A 19,147-nucleotide genomic window follows, 5' to 3' on the forward strand; every position below is an offset into this window, starting at 1 on the left:
AATTTTATACTTTCTTAACTTAGAAGCAAAGGCTATCGAGGGGTTCTCGATAGCACCGTATTCTTATACTTTCGAACTAGATGGATAATGAAGGTTTAACTGTGAAGGTTAATCATTTTTTGATAAAGAGAGAAAAATACTCTGATAATCCAGCAGAAAAAGGAGATTCGGATGAAGCAGCACTTTTTTTGACTTACTTAATTATAAACATAACCATTCCTTTTAATCCTCGTTCATAGTAAGAAAACTGCTTCATAAAAATGGACCGGTTTTCCCTTTTAACTAAACAAATTTATAGAAGTGATAATAATTGGCATTGCGAAGACGTCGATTAGGAAAGCTCCAACTAAAGGAACAACTAAAAATGCTTTTTTAGAGGGACCGTATCGGTTGACTATTGCATCCATATTAGCAATGGCATTTGGAGTAGCGCCTAGCCCATGCCCTGTGAAACCACCAACCATCACTGCCGCATCATAATTCTTTCCTAGCAATCTAAATAATATAAAGATACCAAATAAAGCTATAAATAGTACCTGTACGATAACAATGACTAATAATGGCAATGCTAAATTAGCAACTTCCCATAATTTAATACTCATAAGAGCCATTGATAAAAAGATACCCAATGTAATATCACCTATAATTCCAATACTTTTCATCTCAATTAATGTTTTATCATATCGATCAAGCACATTTCGAACGATTACAGCAACAAACATGGCACTTACATATCCGGGCAGTACAAAACCGGTTACATTTGAGAATAGCTCTCCTAAATAGGAGCCTAATACCATACATAAAGTAATAATAAAAGCTTGTGTCATAAATGTTTTAGAATTAATAGAGCTTGCTTCTGTTTTAGCTTCAACCGTAACAGCACTTTCCTCTGTTGCCCGCTCCGTAGACTTCAGATTGTATTTCTTGATTAAATATTTTACAATTGGCCCACCAATCAGTCCGCCAGCTACTAATCCTACAGTAGCAGCAGCTAATCCAATGGATAATGCAGAGTCAACTCCAAGCTCTTCAATGGTTGTACCAAATGCAGTTGCGGCACCATGACCACCTTCCATTGATGTAGCTCCAACCATTACACCGATAAGTGGATCTAAGTTTAAAAGCGTTGCAAAAGATATTCCAATAACACTTTGTGCTAGTGCAAGAAATCCACATGATAACCAATAAATGATCAAAAGCTTTCCACCTAATTTGATTAAACCAAAGCTTGCACCCAAACCTACAGTAGTGAAAAAAGTTAACATAAATAAGCTTTGTAAAGATGTATCCAAATTAATATTTACAAGATGAAGTCCTTTTAGTAGTGTTACAAGTATAGCGAAAAGTAGCCCCCCAACAACAGGAGCAGGTATACAAAATCTCTCTAAGAATCTAATTCTTTTATTAAGGTATCCCCCAAGAAGAAATACAGCTATTGCAATAAACAATGTCGTAACTTGATTCATTTCTAATGTCATGTTGTCCCTCCTTCATATGTTAAACAACTGGGAAATTCGATATATTCATCGTTGAAATATTAAAATGTAACATTCTCTCTCATTGAACTGTATTATTAAAATTATGCAAAACCTCCGCCACTAGATAAGCAGCTAGCTTTGTAGTTCGTCCATTTTCATCTAAAAGAGGATTTACCTCTGATATATCAAAGCTACATACATTCTCTTTAGCAACAATATGACGTAATAACGTTCTTACGACAACAGGGTCCAGTCCAAAAGGGGACGGTGCGCTAACTCCTGGGGCTGCAGAAGAAGCAATCGAGTCTGTACATAGCGTAACGATAATGACATCGTACTGGTTACAAAATTGATCAATAACTCCATATTGTTTTTGTATGTTGTGTAGAGCTAGTGATTCTTCTAACACATAAATACATCCAAGCTGCTCTGCAACCTGAAACAGAGATTTTGTATTACCGAATGGTTGAATTCCTAAACATAAATAGCCTGCTTGCTTATCCTGTTCTAAAATCTGCCTAAACATAGTCCCAGATGAAGGTCTACTATCCTGACGCAAATCAAAATGTGCATCTATATTTATAATACCTATCGATGTGTTTTCTCCCACATACTTCCTAATTCCGAGATAATGACCGTACAGCGTTTCATGTCCTCCACCAAGAATAATTGGCGTGGATCTTTTATTAAATATTTGATCAACGCGATCCGCTAATTCTGCCTGCGCAGCTTCTAAGCTTTCTCCTTCGCATACTACATTTCCAACATCGATAATTGAAGCTGTATCTTCAAAGAGATAGGGTAGTTTACCAAGACTTTTTCTTATTTCATCAGGAGCCTTTGCAGCACCAATTCTCCCTTTATTCCTTCGAACACCCTCGTCAGATTCAAAACCAACAAGACAAAAAGCGCTTTCAAAATCATCATCCGTAGAGTTACATATCACACGTTGATGAATGCGAAAGCTATCTTTGTCTATTTTACTATCCACTCTACCTTGCCACGTTTGTCTATTTGGCAATTTATACATATCAACACCTCACTACCTACATATTTTGCTTATTCAGAAAATATATTATTTATTATAAATAACTATACATATAATTACTAATATGCAAATTTTATATTTCTATAGTTTAAAACTATAAATAGAATATAAGAGCAAAAGCGCCCGATTATAAACGCAGCGACTGGACCGAGTCAACGGAAAAAAGGAATCACGGTGTGCTTGCGAACTGATGATGACTTATCATAGAGAGATTCATGAAGTCGCCTCGTTTCTGGACGCTGGAGCTGGACGCCGCTCAACACGCCCAAATTTATCCACATAGGCAAATTTTATATTTTCCTAGACTAGACTAATAAAAAACTACCGACCAAACGTTGGCTATGGCACAACATTTGATCGACAGTTCATTCACTTTTAGGAATTTCATCTGCTGATTCTCTTAGTGAACTACTCCCACCACTTACCACCCTTACGGGTTGCTTGAAGTGGGGGCTTCTTGGATAATCGCCACTTTTGGTAGCTGACGAAATGGACCAAGCTAACCCTCTTGTTCCAAGAGTTTATATTTTCATTAGGCACTTGCTAATAAGCGAATGCCTTCTTTTTTGATATTGAGAGCTGAATTATAATCTCTATCGAGATTTAGCCCACACGAACAAGCGTATGTTCTAATTTCTATAGGCATTGGTTGGGTATTTCCGCAACTCGAACAAGTTTTGGTAGATCGGAACCATTTATCAATTTTGATAAGTTGTTTCCCTTGTTCTTTTAGTTTGTACTGTAAGAAAGAGGTGAACATTCCCCATCCATTATCAGCTACGCTTTTACCGAATTTAAGTGCTTGTGACATTCCTTTCATGTCTAAATCTTCAATCACAACAGCATCGAAGTTAGACACTAATTCCTTTGATTTATGGTGAAGAAAGTTCTTGCGTTGATTGGCAACTTTCTCTTGAATGTTAGCTACTCGAATACGTTGTTTATTCCAATTTGCAAAGCCTTTCTTTTTACGAGAAAGTTTACGTTGTTCTTTTGCTAATTTATTAAGTATTTGTCGATAAAACTTAGGATAATTGGCTTTCTCACCCTCACTATCAACAAACAACCCATCCATTGAAAAGTCTAAGCCAACAACTTTTTCAATTTCCTTCCTTTTTATCTCCTTCTCGTACTCTGTAAGAATCGAAATATAGTATTTTCCTGATGAAGTCATAGACAAGGTACAAGATTTGATGGTGTACTCCGAAGGAATTGCTCGATGTTGCTTGATTTTGACCATTTTTAATTTAGGTAATTTGATATGACCATCCAACAACTGAATATTTCCATTGACGACATTCGTTGTGTAGCTTTGTTTATGGCGTTTGCTTTTGAATTTTGGGAACCTGGCATGCCCTTTGAAGAAGGCTTTATATGCCTTATCTAAATTTAGTTGAGCGTTTGCCAACGCTAATGAATCGACTTCTTTTAGCCATTCGTATTCTTTTTTGTAATTGGCAGGGGTAGGATGTTTTACCTTTTTCCATGCTTCTTTATCATCTTTTAGGGTTTCATACGTTTCTTTTCGTTCTGCTAACATTTTGTTATAGACAAAGCGAACGCAACCGAAGGTTTTACGTATAACCAAAGCCTGTTCATCTGTTGGATACAATCTAAACTTGTACGCTTTATTTTGTTTAGCCATATCAAATCACCTCACTTTATCCTTTGATTTTCAATCTATTTTTTTACTACTTCAATAGGCGAACCGCCAGTCGTCAACAAGCAAAAACTTCTTGACCAAAACATTTCTTTCCATAACTTTTTACGGACATGAGGAAAATCCCTCTTGCTAAGTCTTGGACTGGCACTTTTATAGGCATTGATGAATTTCGATAATTCACTGTTGGGTTGTGCTTTGAGCAAAAAAGGAAAAAAGCCTTTGGGCTGTCGCCCAACCGAAATTCATCCTCTTACCGTTGGGCTACGCCCTTCACACGCTTGAAGATGGAGACTTCTTTCGGAAGTACGTTAAATTCCTATTTCTATTCGTTGTATAAAATCCATCTGTGTCAGTGGATACTTTATATATGGAGCCCTTTTAAAACCATTTTCACATTATGTTTGTGTCATAGTATTATCCTGACTGACAATATTTCGCGTTGCTTTTGTATACGACTCCTCTAGCTCACTAACAATTCTCTCAATTGATTGAACCTTGTCAATCGCGCCAATTCCTTGACCAGAACCCCATACATCCTTCCATGCCTTTACTTCTGGATTATCCAATTTTTCAAAGTTAATTTCTTGTTTCTTTTCTAATTGATTTGGATCAAGCCCAGCTTTTACAATACTAGGAATTAAATAATTCGCGTTAACACCACTAAATGCATCTGTATAAATAATATCTTCAATCGATGATTCAACAATCATTTGCTTATATGCATCAGGTGCTCCACTTTCTTCAGAAGGTATAAATCGTGTTCCCATATAAACAAAATCAGCACCTAGAATTTCTGATGCAAGGATATCTTCTCCTTCCGACATACCACCTGCAAGTACGATAGGTCCGTCAAAAAATGAACGGACTTCATGAATAAACGGAATTGGATTTAATACTCCAGCATGGCCGCCAGCTCCACTGGCAACAAGTACCAAACCATCAGCACCTTTTTCAATCGCCTTTTTGGCAAACTTTACATTAATGACATCGGAAAAAACTACGCCACCATACTGATGGGCAATCTCGACAACTGGACTAGGATCCCCCAAAGACGTAATAACAATGGGTGGCTGGTATTTTTCAATTAATTTCAAATCTTCCGTATACCGCTTATTGGAACGATGAGTAATAAAGTTTATACCCCAAGGTGCGATTTTCCTCGTCGGTTCTTTTTCTTTGAGTACATCAATTTCCGTATTAATTTGATGCATCCAGTCTTCTAAAATATCACTAGTTCTTGCATTTAATGCTGGAAAAGTCCCAGCAATTCCAGCACGACAAGCTGCCACGACCATTTTAGGACTAGACACTAAAAACATCGGTGCCATAATGACTGGTAGACGCATTGATAATTTCATTTGTTGAATTGCTTGTTTAGACATTTCTGCAAACTCCTCTTCATTATAATTCTCTCTTTTCTGTCCACTACATCAATAATGTGAAACTCCAATCAGTTGGGGTTTTGTTTTATAGAAGTTTCTCTTGCAGAATCCCTCTACATCGACCTCTAATTGCTAAGTATATTTCCCCCAAAATGCAATCGTTTTCAATTATTCCTATTTAATTACATAAGATATAATTATTGATAATTCTAATAATTCATCCTTTGTATGTCAAGTTATATCTAGCTGGAGATCCGTTGCATAATCCCCCTTTTTAACGTTTAAAAGCGAAGCAACTTCTTCTATATCTGTTGAGAAAATCCGATCTTCACTTATCGTTGGCACGACCTTCCGATATGCTTCCCATTTTTCTTTTAGTTTACCGGCCATTTTGTCTATCCCTGTGCTTTCCACTGCTTGAAGAGCACATATGCATTCAATTGCTAACACACGTCTTGTATTATTTATGATCAGCCTAGCATGTCGAGAACCTATTGTCCCCATACTGACATGATCCTCTTGATTAGCCGATGACGGAATCGAGTCGACACTGGCTGGATGAGCTAACGTTTTATTCTCAGATACGAGCGACGCTGCAGCATATTGCATAATCATGGCCCCAGATTGTAGCCCAGGCTGAGCACTTAAAAATGCCGGTAAGTCATTCAACTGTGGATTAACCAAACGCTCTACACGTCGTTCAGAAATATTGGCAAGTTCAGCAACCGCAATTTTCAGAAAATCCATAGCTATCGCAATCGGTTGACCATGAAAATTGCCCCCTGAGATAACCAGCTTTCCCCCATCAAAAATAAGTGGATTATCTGTTGCAGCATTTGCTTCTATTTCTAATTTTTCCTTTACATAATCCAGTGCTTGCCATGTTGCCCCATGAACCTGAGGAATGCAACGCAAGGAATAAGCGTCTTGGACCCGTTTTTCTCCTTGATGAGTAATTAATTGACTGCCTTCTAACCAAGCTGTCATTCGCTTAGCCACCGCTACTTGCTGCGGATACCCTCGTACTTCATGAACAGCTGGATGAAAAGCATCGATAATCCCTTGCAATCCCTCCATCGTTAACGCAGCTATCCACTCACTGTCATAGGCTAGCTTTTCGGCTTCTATATAATTCATGACACCAACTGCTACCATCGCTTGGGTTCCATTAATTAGTGCTAGCCCCTCCTTTGCTTGTAATACAATTGGTTGAAGCTGTTTTTTAGAAAGAACCGAGGCAGCATCAACCGCTTCTCCCTTTTCATTAAAGACTTTCCCTTCACCGATCATCACTAAGGCTAAATGTGCTAATGGAGCTAAATCTCCTGATGCCCCCAGAGAACCTTGCTCAGGAATAACAGGATGTATTCGCTCATTAACTAGATCTGCTAATAGCTCAACGAGCACAGGACGTACGCCAGAGAATCCTTTTAATAGTGCGTTTAAGCGAAGGACCATCATTGCACGCGATACCTTTTCTTCAAATGGATTACCAACTCCACAGGCATGTGAACGAATTAAATGTAATTGTAAATCCTCTACGTCTTTTGCCTCAATCATAACATCGCTAAACTTCCCAAAACCAGTCGTAATCCCATAAACAATTTCTTTATTGGCAACAATGTTATCCACAGCTAATCTGCTTTCTCGAACCTTCTCCATACTAGTTTTTGAAATGGTAATTTGCTCCTGTTCAATACAGATGCGTTTCAATTGATCTATGGTTAAAGAATCTCCTGATAGCTCAATCATTACGCTTCCCCCTTTTCATTAATACAATAAAAAAGAGGCGATAATGGCATACAAATAAGCCACCATCACCTCCTCATGTCTACTCACTTTAGGTAATGATTTATATAATTAAATATGATTAACACCTAGTCCGACAGCTTCATGCTCCAAGCCTTTTATTGGAGCTCCAATGGTACCGTAAAAGGCAACGGCAATCCATTCACCTTCTTCAGGATTTACATATGGGTTCCCACGAACAACAGCGAATCGTAACCCAACGGTACGCATCATTTCACCAATTGCCCACTGCCCTCTAGTAACTCCTTCTAATCCTTCTAAAATTGCATGATAAAGTGCATGTGTTTCTCGATAAACGCCTTCTTGAATTAGCTTGCTTCGTTTCACTGCCGTTTCTACTGCGGAAATCACTTTTTGCATATCCATTGATCCAACTTTTCCTTCACAAATTTGGACATCTGGAACTATCGATTGATAGGACGCTCGTTCTTGCTCATCTAGCATTGCAAGTAACGTAGCAATTTTTCCAATACGAAGTTTTTGTGTCATTGTTTCTTCTCCTAAAGGTCTCTGCTTATACAAAATGGTTTCTCAAAAGTCAGTTGCCTCCATACAACTGGAATACTCCGCTTTCGGGTAGCGGTTCAGCCTTCTTCTGAGTTGAAGACCTACTATGTAGTCCGCATAGCTCCTCTTTTTTGAAAGCCAAGTATATATCAAACGCTCTTTAAATAATCTAATCTTAACTAATGACTAGTAACTACTTTTAGTATACGTCTTCGTAAAATTATCCGTCAATAACATTTACAAAAAATTCCGTCTATTATTATTCAAAAATCAAATATTACATAGCTATAATCATAGGGTGAAACATCAATTAGTGTGGATTTTTATCCCCATTGAAGGTTTGTACCACAAGATTATGACCTAAAGGTCTTTAAACCACTCGGACATTTACTGGCAGTGGATATCTCTATTATCCATTATTGGTTTCACTTTATTGCTTTTAGTGGAAATATCACTGCCAGTTATATACGCAATAAATCGTATTAACCTAATTCCACCCCATCTTTTGTTATTTCTTATACGGAGGATACATGCCTGTTACATGTGGACAAGTTCTCTTGTTCTACAACTACCTTTCCCTTCTTGATAACTGTATCCACATGATTCATTCCATATTGATAGGATAGCATTAGATAATTTGGTACATTAAAAATCGTAATATCTGCCTGTTTACCAATTTCTAGACTCCCGATTTTATCAGCACAACCAATCGCATGTGCAGCATTGATGGTTGTTGCTGTAATAACCTCTTCAGGTGTCATCCCCATTTTTAAACAGCCAAGATTCATAATAAACTGTAAGGATAACGTTGGGGATGAACCTGGGTTTGCATCCGTAGAAAGAGCAACGGCTAAGCCTTGATCTATCATTTTTCTTGCTTGAGCAAATTCTGCCATTAGGAAAAATGCAGTACCTGGTAAAAGAACACCAATAACATCTTGTTCAGCCATTTGACGAATTCCTACATCCGATGCCTTCAATAAATGATCAGCTGAAATCGCACCAACAGCTGCAGCTAATTCTGCCCCCCCATAGGATTCAATTTCATCCGCATGAATTTTTGGAATTAGTCCATATTCCTTACCCGCCTCCAGAATTCTTCTTGATTGTTCTGGCGTAAATACGCCTCGCTCACAAAACACATCATTAAATGTTGCCAAATTCCGTTTAGCAACCTCTGGAATCATCTCTGAAATAACTCGATCTACAAAAATATCTGGATTTTCTTTTTCGGCTACTGGTACAGCATGTGCTCCCATAAATGTTGAAACAACATCCATGACATGATCCTTATTTAATTGCTTGGCAACTTCCAATTGCTTGATTTCATGTTCTGTCGTTAAACCATATCCACTCTTTGCTTCTACTGTGGTGACGCCATTTGTTAGAAATGTATCTAGACGCAGCTTCGATTCATGATAAAGTTGGTCATAATTTGCTTGCTGCGTAGCTCGAGTTGTTGCGTGAATACCGCCTCCTGCATGCATGATGTCCATATACGACTTTCCTTTTAGTCGCATTGCATACTCATTCTCCCTTGTTCCGGCATGAACAAGATGTGTATGAGGATCGATCAGACCTGGGGAAACTACTTTATTAGACGCATCGATTTGTTTAGCTTGAGCAATTTCATCGGCATACTTCGCTTGAATTTTTTCCGTCGTACCAATGGCAATAATCTCACCGTCCTTCGCAAGTAATCCACCATCTTCTATACTATTAAGCTCTCTCATTGCATCAGTTTTAGCTGGCTTATCGGTATTTCCACTTATGGTAAGTAATTGAGCTGCATGTTTAATAAATAGGATATCTGACATTTATAACGCCCCTTTACGTTGTAGCATTGGAATATGAACACCTTTTTCCTTCGCAGTATCCTCGGCTTTTTCATAGCCTGCATCCACATGACGAACAATCCCCATCCCAGGATCTGTTGTAAGGACGCGATCCAAACGCTCCTCCGCCTCTTTTGTTCCATCGGCAACAATAACCATTCCAGCATGAAGCGAGTATCCCATACCAACGCCGCCACCGTGGTGGACACTGACCCAGCTAGCTCCCCCAACACTATTAATCAACGCGTTTAATATTGGCCAGTCCGCTACCGCATCGCTTCCATCCTTCATCACTTCCGTTTCTCGATTTGGTGAGGCTACGGAACCTGAATCAAGATGATCACGTCCGATAACAATCGGTGCTTTTAATTCACCTCGTTCAACCATACGATTAATAATTTTTCCAAAGCGGGCTCTTTCTCCATACCCTAGCCAGCAAATCCGAGAAGGGAGTCCTTGGAAACTAATTTTCTCTTGCGCCATGCGAATCCACTTACACAGCGACTCGTTCTCACTAAATTCGCGCAGGATGACCTCATCTGTCTTATAAATATCTTCTGGATCGCCGGATAATGCCACCCAGCGAAACGGTCCTTTACCTTCACAAAATTGTGGGCGAATATAAGCAGGAACAAATCCAGGAAAATCAAATGCATTCGCTACTCCTTCATCCTTGGCTACTTGGCGGATATTATTTCCATAATCAAAGGTAACCGCCCCTTTTTGCTGCATTTGCAGCATTGCCTTAACATGAACTGCAATACTTTGTTTAGATAATTGAACATAATTCCCTGGATTATTCTCCCTTAATTTAGCTGCTTCTGCTAACGTCATATGAACAGGGATATAGCCATTCAGCGGATCATGAGAGGAGGTTTGATCTGTTAGTACGTCTGGAATGAATCCTTTTGTAAGCATTTCCGGTAGAAGCTCAGCTGCATTGCCTAACAAGCCTATAGATAGCGCTTCCCCTTTACTACGCGCTTCTTCAGCAAGCTTTATTGCTTCATCTAAGCTATCCGTAGAGGTATCTAAATAATTTGTATCTAATCGACGCTGGATACGATGAGGATCTATTTCTATAGCAATACAGATCCCCTCATTTAGTATCACCGCTAAAGGTTGCGCTCCTCCCATGCCGCCTAACCCCGCCGTCACAGTAATCGTTCCTTGTAAACTACCGTCAAAATGCTGCCTAGCACATTCTGCAAATGTCTCATATGTTCCTTGCACAATTCCTTGGCTGCCAATATAGATCCAGCTGCCCGCAGTCATTTGCCCATACATCATTAAACCTTTCTGATCCAATTCATGAAAGTGCTCCCAATTCGCCCATGCTGGAACTAAATTCGAGTTAGCAATCAGCACTTTCGGAGCATCTGTATGCGTACGGAACACAGCAACGGGTTTTCCTGATTGAATGAGTAAGGTCTCATTTTCCTCTATCTGTTTTAATTCCTTCACAATCGCCTCGTAGCATTCCCAATTTCGTGCTGCTTTACCTATCCCACCATAAACCACTAGCTCGTCTGGATTTTCTGCCACCTCTGGGCTCAGATTATTATTCAACATTCGAAGAGCAGCTTCTTGTATCCATCCTTTCGTATGTAATGCTGAACCACGATATTGTTCTACTTGCATGTTCTTTTCCATTCTCATTTTCTTCATCTCCTCCCTATGTTAGCAACCTCAAATAAACCGTTTACATTTTCTGTAGTTAAAAAATTCACATTCCTTTTCCATCTGATTATCGATCCTTCTGTTTATTTGGTACTATAGATAATAGAAGACATAACATTTTTTTAATTTAATACCATACATTAAAATTATAATTATAATAATATATAATTACAAATATAAATATTCTATATTTTTATAAAATTCAACTATAAATTAAGGAGATTAGGATGGAATTTCGCCATTTAGTCTATTTTGTTACGATTGTTGAACAATCAACCTATACTCGAGCAGCAACCGTCTTACATGTATCTCAGCCATCACTTAGTGCTGCTATTAAAAAGCTAGAGAATGAAGTAGGATTGACATTAATTAAACGTAATACGAGGAGCCTCGAGGTCACAAGTGAGGGTAAAATACTTTATCAAGAGGCTAAAAAATTGTTAAATCACTATCAGCATGTATCTAAAGAAATGATCCGCTTGAAAGAGCAGGGACCGCTGGAACTCACAATCGGTTTAATAGAGTCCTCCAATTTTTGGGTACCAAAAATTTTGAAACAATTTCAGAAAGAATATCAGGATGCTCATATAAAATTATTAGAAATTCTAAGTTTAACGGATGTAGAGAAAGCTTTAACAAACTTCGATATTCATCTAGCTATAACAAATCAGAATTTGAATAATGATGCGATTGAGACATTACCTATCTATGAGGAAAAATTAGTTGCTGTTCTTCCTCAAGGGCACAACTTACAAGATCATACAGAGCTAACTATTTATGACTTGAAAGACGAAACATTTATCATTTGCAAAGAAGGCTTTCAAACAAGAGAGGATATTCTTTATGCATTTGCTAAATCAGGGATTCAGCCAATGATTCAATTTGAAATCGAGCGATTTGAAACAGCATGTCGTCTTGTTATCGAAGGTTTAGGAATCACAGTTGTTCCTGAAAACTATGTTAAAAATACAGTTCATTCAGATTATCATATAAAACATATTAACGATTCACATTTATCCAGAAGCGTATATCTAGCCTATGAGAAAAATCGTTATTTACCTCCAATTGTACTGAAGTTTATAGGATTGGTGGAAGAATTCTTTAAACAGTGATGCCCTTAGTTCACCTAGAAGTATTTCGTCCTATAGAACACGTACCACCTCAAGCATAGACTGGATGTCAACTTGTCATATTTTGATTGATTCGAGTAATTACTCTAGGTGAGATGCTTAGCTAAATTATGTTTTTCCCCACATATAACTAGCAGTAAGACCCCCGCTTCAAGCAATAAAGGAACAACACTATTGGTAACTAGGGGGACAAACAAAACCTTCAATTGATTGAAGGTTCACTTTATTTGTATGTCATTAAAGGAACAATTGAATAAACGATAGGCATCATTTCCTTGCTAAAATTCAAATAGCCTTGCGTGAAATAAGGAAATCTGTTATATTACAGACAATTAAATATTTCTTATTTCAATTATTTGAAGTGAGGATAGAGGTGCATCGGTCATCATTACACAGTTTGAGGATAATGAGATCCATTGACGATTGTGGAAAGGGATCGTTGCCGAAGTAACAGATAACTCATTATTTACTGTTGCTGGTTCTGCTATTGAATAAATACAGGACTGTCGTATAGGTAACTATATGGAGGGCTATCTGACGCAGAAAATGAAATACTACATTTCTGCAGTAGCAAACCCTTGCTGCTGTTTTTTTGCGTTAATTAGAAATGGTCTATCCATCTATTGTTTTAACTTATCACAAGGGGTGTAAAGAAATGGAATTTGGCCAAGTATTAACCGCAATGGTGACACCATTTGATCAACATGGAAAAATTGATTTTCATGCCACAAGATCTCTCGTAAATTATTTAATTAAAAATGGAACGGATGGGCTGATTGTTGCTGGAACTACAGGTGAATCAGCTACATTAACAGATGAGGAAAAGATTCAGCTTATGCGCTTCGTTGTTGAAGTAGTAAATGATCGAATTCCGGTATTAGCTGGAACTGGGGCAAATAACACAAAAGCTACTATTAATTTAACAATACAAGCGGAAAAAGTTGGAGTTAATGGTATCATGCTTGTTACTCCATACTACAATAAACCTTCGCAAACAGGAATTTATCAGCATTTCCAAGCGATTGCAGCAGCTACTAATCTCCCTATTATGCTTTATAATGTACCGGGAAGAACTGGTGTCAATTTAACTGTAGATACTACGGTACAGCTTTCTAAAATAGATAATATTGTTGCCATCAAAGAAGCGAGCGGTAACCTTGATGCGATGTCAGAAATAATTAGACGCACATCCAAGGACTTCTCCCTATACAGCGGAGATGACGGACTAACATTACCAGCATTAGCTATTGGAGGAAAAGGTGTGGTCTCAGTCGCCTCCCATATCATTGGTAATGAAATGCAAGAGATGATAAATCAATTTAGCTTTGGAAATGTCAAAGCTAGTGCAGCGCTACATCAACATTTACTTCCAATCATGAAAGCTTTGTTTGCTGCACCTAGTCCTTCGCCCGTCAAATCAGCATTATCTATGAAAGGTGTTCCAGTTGGGGATGTTCGGCTTCCAATGGTACCTCTAACACAAGAGGAAACAAACAATCTAAAACAAACATTACAGCACTTACAGTCCATCGTTTCAGCAAGTTAAACGATTATGAAGAGCGAGAGACTATAGAAATTGAGATAAGTAATGTCGAACTACTATTCGAATATGAAGTATATCAGGATAGTAGTTCGACAGTTCTTTGGAATAGTAATTATTCTACCGAGAGAAATCGATGCATGAACGTCTATCCTAGCCGAAAAAATTGTGAAAACAGCACATGTCAAATGTAACTACGCCAGTGAAAAGCGATACAAAAATTCACTAGGATTCAGCTTTTGATAGCCCTCCTCTATTCAGTTCCTTTAAAATTCTTTAAAGGCTACCGTTACTTTACAACAAATTTTGCTCGACTAGATCCTTCTTTTGTCTTCTTTACCTCGAGTACTGCTGGGAACATAGCTTTTAATTCCTGCACATGTGAGATCACGCCAATCATTCTACCCGATTGCTGTAAACCTACCAATGTATCAACTGCTTTGTTTAGTGCTTCTTCATCCAGCGTACCAAACCCTTCATCAATAAACATTGTTTCAATCGAAATATTGCCTTGAAAACTTTGAATAACATCTGACATACCTAGTGCCAAACAAAGAGCTGCATTAAACTTCTCGCCTCCGGATAAGGATTTCACATCTCTTGTCTGTCCCGTGTATGCATCGAAAACGTCGAGGCCTAGACCACTCTGTCTTCCATGCGATTCCTGCCTGTCACTACGACTCAGGAAAAATTGACCATTTGATAATCGATCTAATCGTAAATTTGCCGCATCGATAATCTGCTCCAAATACTCAATTTGTAAATACCGTTCAAAGGATATTTTCTTGTTATTTTGCCCTCTTAATACATCATGGAGATCGGTTATAGTGGCTAATTTCTTTTCCAAGTTATTAGCTTGTTCAGTGACCTCGACAATGTTTTGCTGTAGTGTAATGATTTCCTCATAGTATTTATTTGATTGATCCCATGTCTTTAATGCTTGTTCGTATTCTACTTTTAATTCTTTCAGTTTGGCTTCAATAGTCGTTAATTCAACCTGCTGCTTATCTTTCAATTCTCTGTTCAGATCACGGACCTGCTTTTGCAGCGTAAGCCGATGCTGATTATATTCTTCTATGCTATGCTTTAACTGCTTACGCTCATCCTCTTCCAGCTTAGCTTGTTGAAACACCTCCTCCGTTTGGAAGGACGCTTGGCTTAATGCATCAACAAACTGTTTGTTTGCATTCTCCCGCCTTATCTTCGTTTCCTGCAGCTGGTTGCTTGCATGACTAACATCGGATTCACTTTTAGTCAATTCTTCTTTCTCCTGCAACAGCTTTTGTTGTATTTGCTCCCAGCGCTCCTCCAATTCCTTTCGTTGCTCTTCTTTTACTTCTATTTTTTTCTCTAATTCAGACAGAGTTCTCACATCTTGAGGAATCTTTTGTATTCTTTCCTGATAAACAGCATGAGCAGTACGATAAGATGCAACTTGCTCTTGATAATATTGCTCCGTTCTTTTCACTTTAGCTTCTACATCTTTGGTTTCTTTTAATGCCTGTTCGTACATAGCTTTATATTCAGCAAGCTGTTTTCTATCATGATGTAATTGCTTCACTTCTTCACTTAGTTGCTGCCCTTGAAGTACTAATGCTTCTTTAGCACTTGTTACATCTCTCTTATTTATGGAATAGTTATTTAATTCATTTTCCCTTTCCTTTAATTGTACGCTTACTGAATTCCATTCAGCAAAGCTGTTACGATATTGCGTATCTAGTATCTGAAATTGCTGCTTCGCTTTTTCTAAATGCTCCCTCGATACGTTACGATCCTTATTTATGGCTTTTTGTGGATGATCGATACTTCCGCAGACCGGGCAAGCTTGTCCATCATGTAGATGCGCTGCTAGAATACTAGCTTGATTATTAAGCCAATCCCTTTCAATTTGTTGGTAATCAGCTTGCGCTTGAGATGCTTCTTGATGTTTTTGTTTGGATTCTTTTTCTAATTTATCGTGTTTTTTTGCTAACTCTATATAATCTATTAGGACTTTTACTTGATCTCGCATCTCTTGTAATCGTTGCTGTTTATCTGGTAACTGCTCGACTGTGAGATCGAGCTTTTCTATTTGTTCGTGAATAGCTTCTGCTCGCTGATTCTTTACATCGAGTAGTTTTTGAAGTTTCTCCAATTCGGAGGCGCCATCCTGCACTTGCTGATTCAGCTTATTCAACTGTTGGTTAGACGCATCCATTTCTTTAACTATTGGTAAATAATCCTTTAGTTGTTCCAGAATAATACGTAGTTGTTCTCTTTCTTCCTTCTTATCTTCCTCTTTTTTATACAAGGCTTGCACTTGCTTTACTCGCTCGTTAGCTGTTTTAAGCTTATTTTCTGCGTAGTGAAGATTCTTTTGTTGCATTTCCTCTTCTTTATGCCAATCATTTCGCTGTTTTTCATAAGGAATGAGGTTGTTAGCTCGCTCTGCATCGTCTAATTGTTTTTCTCGCTTTTGATATGTTGTAAGCTGATTATCTAATTCGTTTAGTCTGGCTTTTTTTTGTTGCATTTCATTGAAACGATCATTTATAGCTTTTGCTTGGTGATATTCCGCCTGTTTGTTATTATGAGCCTCATATGCTTGTTCATATCTAGCCTTATCACACGCGATTCTCTCCATATAAAAGTGACTTTCTTCTTGTAAACCAGTTATAACCTGATTGATATTGTAATGCTCACTTTCTAAAAGCTGAAATAGAAATGAATTTTCTCGTTTAGGTAACCTCACTTCAATATGCTTAATCAATTGATCACGAGCTTGGATAGCTTTATTGTATGCCTGTTCTGCATTAGCCCTCTTCTCTCTCATCCGTTCACTAATTTTTTTATACGGTTCCGTCTTAAATAGTCGACGTAATATTTCTTCTTTATTATCCGTTTTCGAGGTGAGCAGCTTACGGAATTCTCCTTGCGGAAGCATAACAATCTGCTTAAATTGATCCTGTGTTAAACCAATTAAAGCTTCTATTTTTTTGTTTATTTCAGATACAATCTGCCTATCTACACAAGGAATTTCATTGCCATCTATTAGCTCATAGAATTCGTATCGGTCACCTGTCTTCGTTTTATTCCCTTGCTTCACATGGCCTAGTTGGCGCAGAATTCGAAAAATACGACCGCCTAATTCAAACAGTAACTCCACTGCTGTATGGACATTGTCATCGGCAAAATCACTTCGCAGCATATTTTCTTCTCGATCTTCTCCGCTTGCTGAGCCATATAAAGCAAAGCAAATACCATCAAATATAGTCGTCTTACCGGCACCAGTATTTCCAGAAATAACAAATAAACGATACGCTTCTATTTCCGTAAAATCTATTGTTTCCGTATCTTTATATGGGCCAAGCGCTGTCATTGTTAACTTTAAAGGTCTCAATTATTCCACTCCCTTCTGCATTAAATGGTAAGATAAGGCTTCAACTTTTCTGTTTGTGTTACATCTGATTCCTCATGCAGCCATTCATTCAGTACTTCTTTAAAAAGCTGTTCCGTTTCTTGTGTTGCTTCTGTTCCCTTCACTTCTTTGTAAAAAGCATGAAATAATTCAAGTTCTGACAGCTTGGTGCGTTCTGCCCGATTATTCTCCTCATCATCAGCAAGAGAAAATTGATTATGCTTCCGTTCAACATGCAACGCATTTGGGTAAACAGATCGCACCTTTTCCATCGGTGAAAGTACTGGTAACTCGTCTGTTAAGCGAATAAATACATAATCATCATTGATAGGGTGTGTCAGCAACTCATTTATAGAAGCTTCAACTGTGCGCACATCTCTTCTCGGATGCAGTATACGTTTCTCAACATTAACAGCACCTTCTCCATCTATTTCCACAACATAGAATCCTTTCTTATGATGCTCCTCTGAAATAGAGTACTTCAATGGAGATCCAGCATAACGTATCGTCTCGTTCCATACATAATGCGCTTGATGAAGGTGTCCTAACGCTGTGTAATGAAATTTTGCAAAGTGCTCAGCAGCTACATATTCCGATCCACCAATAGATAATGGACGTTCTGAATCACTCGTATTTTCTTCTTCTGCTCCATAAGGAGTAACGAAAGCATGTCCTACAAATACATGTCTAGCATGTGAATCCATTCTCCCCTCAATCTGCTCGATAATTTTCTTTGCTGCATCATTATGTGTACGAACCGTATCATCCTGAAAAGTAGTTCTTACCACACTTGGATCACAATAAGGAACTAAATGAAAATGAACTTCTCCATCATGATCATGTAAAACAATTGGTTGTAAATCATTCGTGAGCGTCCCTACAATATGGCAGCCATTATCTCGCATAATTTTACTACCAAAATTTAATCGGCTCGGACTATCATGATTCCCAGCAATTGCCAAAACCGGAATACGAAGTTGAAGTACGATTCTCTCTAAAATTTCATCTAAGAGATGTACCGCTTCTGTTGGCGGCACTGCTCTATCATATAAATCTCCTGCAATAATAACAGCATCAGGTTTTTCATTTTCAATAGCCACGATGAATTGATGAAGTATGTACGCTTGATCTTCTGTCATATAGACACCCTGTACTAATTTGCCAAGATGCCAATCAGCAGTGTGAATAAATTTCATTCCATATTCCTCCTTATAATAAGATTCATCTATTATTCTTCGATTACTGTAAAATTCCATATTTCATAGTATAAAGTGCAACTTCCATCCGTAGGGGATTTTGTTTATCCCCACGTATGGTTAGCACCACAAGGGTATGACCTAGAGGCCTTTAAACCAACGGACATTTACTGGCAGTCGATTTCCCCCTTATCCATATTGCTTTCTCTCTATTGCTTGAAGCAGGGAACTAACTGCAAGTTATATGTGGGATAAATCGTTAAAAGTTAGAAACCATATCTTCATTCTACCTGCATGCTAGACTAGATGATTCTATGTTTCTCAATCATAATTTTAACATAATGATTCACATCTACGAACTAACTACTAAAGGTATACTTCTAACAAAATCACCCAAATGAATTCCGATTGACCCATAACTTATAGACTACAAACAATATATTTTCTAATTTGTATATTACTTGTAAAATTATCTTGACTAA

The 19,147-nt window shown here is 38.0% G+C and carries 12 protein-coding genes, 1 pseudogene and 1 riboswitch; of the genes and pseudogenes, 2 read left to right on the plus strand and 11 right to left on the minus strand.

Features of this window, described 5'->3' with window-relative positions; translation table 11 throughout:
• Positions 1-278: 278 nt before the first annotated feature.
• From gltS to hutU, 9 genes and pseudogenes are all read right to left on the minus strand, one after another.
• A complete protein-coding gene (gltS, locus tag JUJ52_RS01005; RefSeq protein WP_026679606.1) occupies positions 279-1,478 on the minus strand; it encodes a sodium/glutamate symporter in 1,200 nt (399 codons plus the stop codon).
• Positions 1,479-1,557: 79 nt separating this feature from the next.
• Positions 1,558-2,508: a formimidoylglutamase gene (gene hutG, locus JUJ52_RS01010; protein WP_026679605.1), complete on the minus strand. Its 951-nt coding sequence runs from the start codon at positions 2,506-2,508 to the stop codon at positions 1,558-1,560.
• A 550-nt stretch (positions 2,509-3,058) separates the two neighbouring features.
• Positions 3,059-4,171, minus strand: coding sequence for a transposase (locus JUJ52_RS01015; RefSeq protein WP_228088587.1), 1,113 nt, complete (start codon positions 4,169-4,171; stop codon positions 3,059-3,061).
• A gap of 35 nt (positions 4,172-4,206) precedes the next feature.
• A pseudogene (locus JUJ52_RS01020) lies at positions 4,207-4,392 on the minus strand (transposase); the annotation flags it as partial.
• Positions 4,393-4,584: 192 nt separating this feature from the next.
• Positions 4,585-5,571, minus strand: coding sequence for an NAD(P)H-dependent flavin oxidoreductase (locus JUJ52_RS01025; RefSeq protein WP_121603758.1), 987 nt, complete (start codon positions 5,569-5,571; stop codon positions 4,585-4,587).
• Between the two features lie 231 nt (positions 5,572-5,802).
• Entirely contained in the window at positions 5,803-7,323 is a 1,521-nt protein-coding gene (hutH, locus tag JUJ52_RS01030) for a histidine ammonia-lyase (RefSeq protein ID WP_121603759.1), read from the minus strand.
• A 108-nt stretch (positions 7,324-7,431) separates the two neighbouring features.
• Positions 7,432-7,869, minus strand: a complete 438-nt coding sequence (hutP, locus tag JUJ52_RS01035; RefSeq protein WP_166530238.1) for a histidine utilization transcription antiterminator HutP — start codon at positions 7,867-7,869, stop codon at positions 7,432-7,434.
• A gap of 533 nt (positions 7,870-8,402) precedes the next feature.
• Positions 8,403-9,704, minus strand: coding sequence for an imidazolonepropionase (gene hutI / locus JUJ52_RS01040; protein ID WP_026682426.1), 1,302 nt, complete (start codon positions 9,702-9,704; stop codon positions 8,403-8,405).
• The gene (hutU, locus tag JUJ52_RS01045) at positions 9,705-11,381 is read right to left on the minus strand and encodes a urocanate hydratase (RefSeq protein ID WP_255637335.1); all 1,677 of its coding nucleotides are present in this window, start codon (positions 11,379-11,381) and stop codon (positions 9,705-9,707) included.
• 248 nt (positions 11,382-11,629) lie between these two features.
• Here hutU and JUJ52_RS01050 point away from each other — a divergent pair, with 248 nt between their 5' ends.
• Together JUJ52_RS01050 and dapA are read left to right on the plus strand one after the other, a co-directional pair.
• Positions 11,630-12,514, plus strand: coding sequence for a LysR family transcriptional regulator (locus JUJ52_RS01050; protein ID WP_121603761.1), 885 nt, complete (start codon positions 11,630-11,632; stop codon positions 12,512-12,514).
• A gap of 378 nt (positions 12,515-12,892) precedes the next feature.
• Positions 12,893-13,073, plus strand: a riboswitch (Lysine riboswitch).
• 114 nt (positions 13,074-13,187) lie between these two features.
• Positions 13,188-14,078: a 4-hydroxy-tetrahydrodipicolinate synthase gene (gene dapA / locus JUJ52_RS01055; protein WP_121603762.1), complete on the plus strand. Its 891-nt coding sequence runs from the start codon at positions 13,188-13,190 to the stop codon at positions 14,076-14,078.
• Between the two features lie 283 nt (positions 14,079-14,361).
• On the opposite strand, the gene JUJ52_RS01060 is transcribed toward dapA, so the two are convergent.
• Both JUJ52_RS01060 and JUJ52_RS01065 read right to left on the minus strand, forming a co-directional pair.
• Positions 14,362-17,451, minus strand: coding sequence for an AAA family ATPase (locus JUJ52_RS01060; RefSeq protein ID WP_205388894.1), 3,090 nt, complete (start codon positions 17,449-17,451; stop codon positions 14,362-14,364).
• Between the two features lie 20 nt (positions 17,452-17,471).
• A complete protein-coding gene (locus tag JUJ52_RS01065; RefSeq protein WP_205388895.1) occupies positions 17,472-18,665 on the minus strand; it encodes an exonuclease SbcCD subunit D in 1,194 nt (397 codons plus the stop codon).
• Positions 18,666-19,147: the final 482 nt, after the last annotated feature.

Source organism: Virgibacillus sp. AGTR, assembly GCF_016919725.2.
GTDB classification, from domain to species: Bacteria; Bacillota; Bacilli; order Bacillales; family Amphibacillaceae; genus Virgibacillus; species Virgibacillus salarius.

Bases quoted from the DNA above. Each gene is read 5' to 3' on its own strand.
- gltS (WP_026679606.1), bottom strand. From the start codon at position 1,478: ATGACATTAGAAATGAATCAAGTTACGACATTGTTTATTGCAATAGCT.
- hutG (WP_026679605.1), bottom strand. From the start codon at position 2,508: ATGTATAAATTGCCAAATAGACAAACGTGGCAAGGTAGAGTGGATAGT.
- JUJ52_RS01015 (WP_228088587.1), bottom strand. From the start codon at position 4,171: ATGGCTAAACAAAATAAAGCGTACAAGTTTAGATTGTATCCAACAGAT.
- JUJ52_RS01025 (WP_121603758.1), bottom strand. From the start codon at position 5,571: ATGTCTAAACAAGCAATTCAACAAATGAAATTATCAATGCGTCTACCA.
- hutH (WP_121603759.1), bottom strand. From the start codon at position 7,323: ATGATTGAGCTATCAGGAGATTCTTTAACCATAGATCAATTGAAACGC.
- hutP (WP_166530238.1), bottom strand. From the start codon at position 7,869: ATGACACAAAAACTTCGTATTGGAAAAATTGCTACGTTACTTGCAATG.
- hutI (WP_026682426.1), bottom strand. From the start codon at position 9,704: ATGTCAGATATCCTATTTATTAAACATGCAGCTCAATTACTTACCATA.
- hutU (WP_255637335.1), bottom strand. From the start codon at position 11,381: ATGAGAATGGAAAAGAACATGCAAGTAGAACAATATCGTGGTTCAGCA.
- JUJ52_RS01050 (WP_121603761.1), top strand. From the start codon at position 11,630: ATGGAATTTCGCCATTTAGTCTATTTTGTTACGATTGTTGAACAATCA.
- dapA (WP_121603762.1), top strand. From the start codon at position 13,188: ATGGAATTTGGCCAAGTATTAACCGCAATGGTGACACCATTTGATCAA.
- JUJ52_RS01065 (WP_205388895.1), bottom strand. From the start codon at position 18,665: ATGAAATTTATTCACACTGCTGATTGGCATCTTGGCAAATTAGTACAG.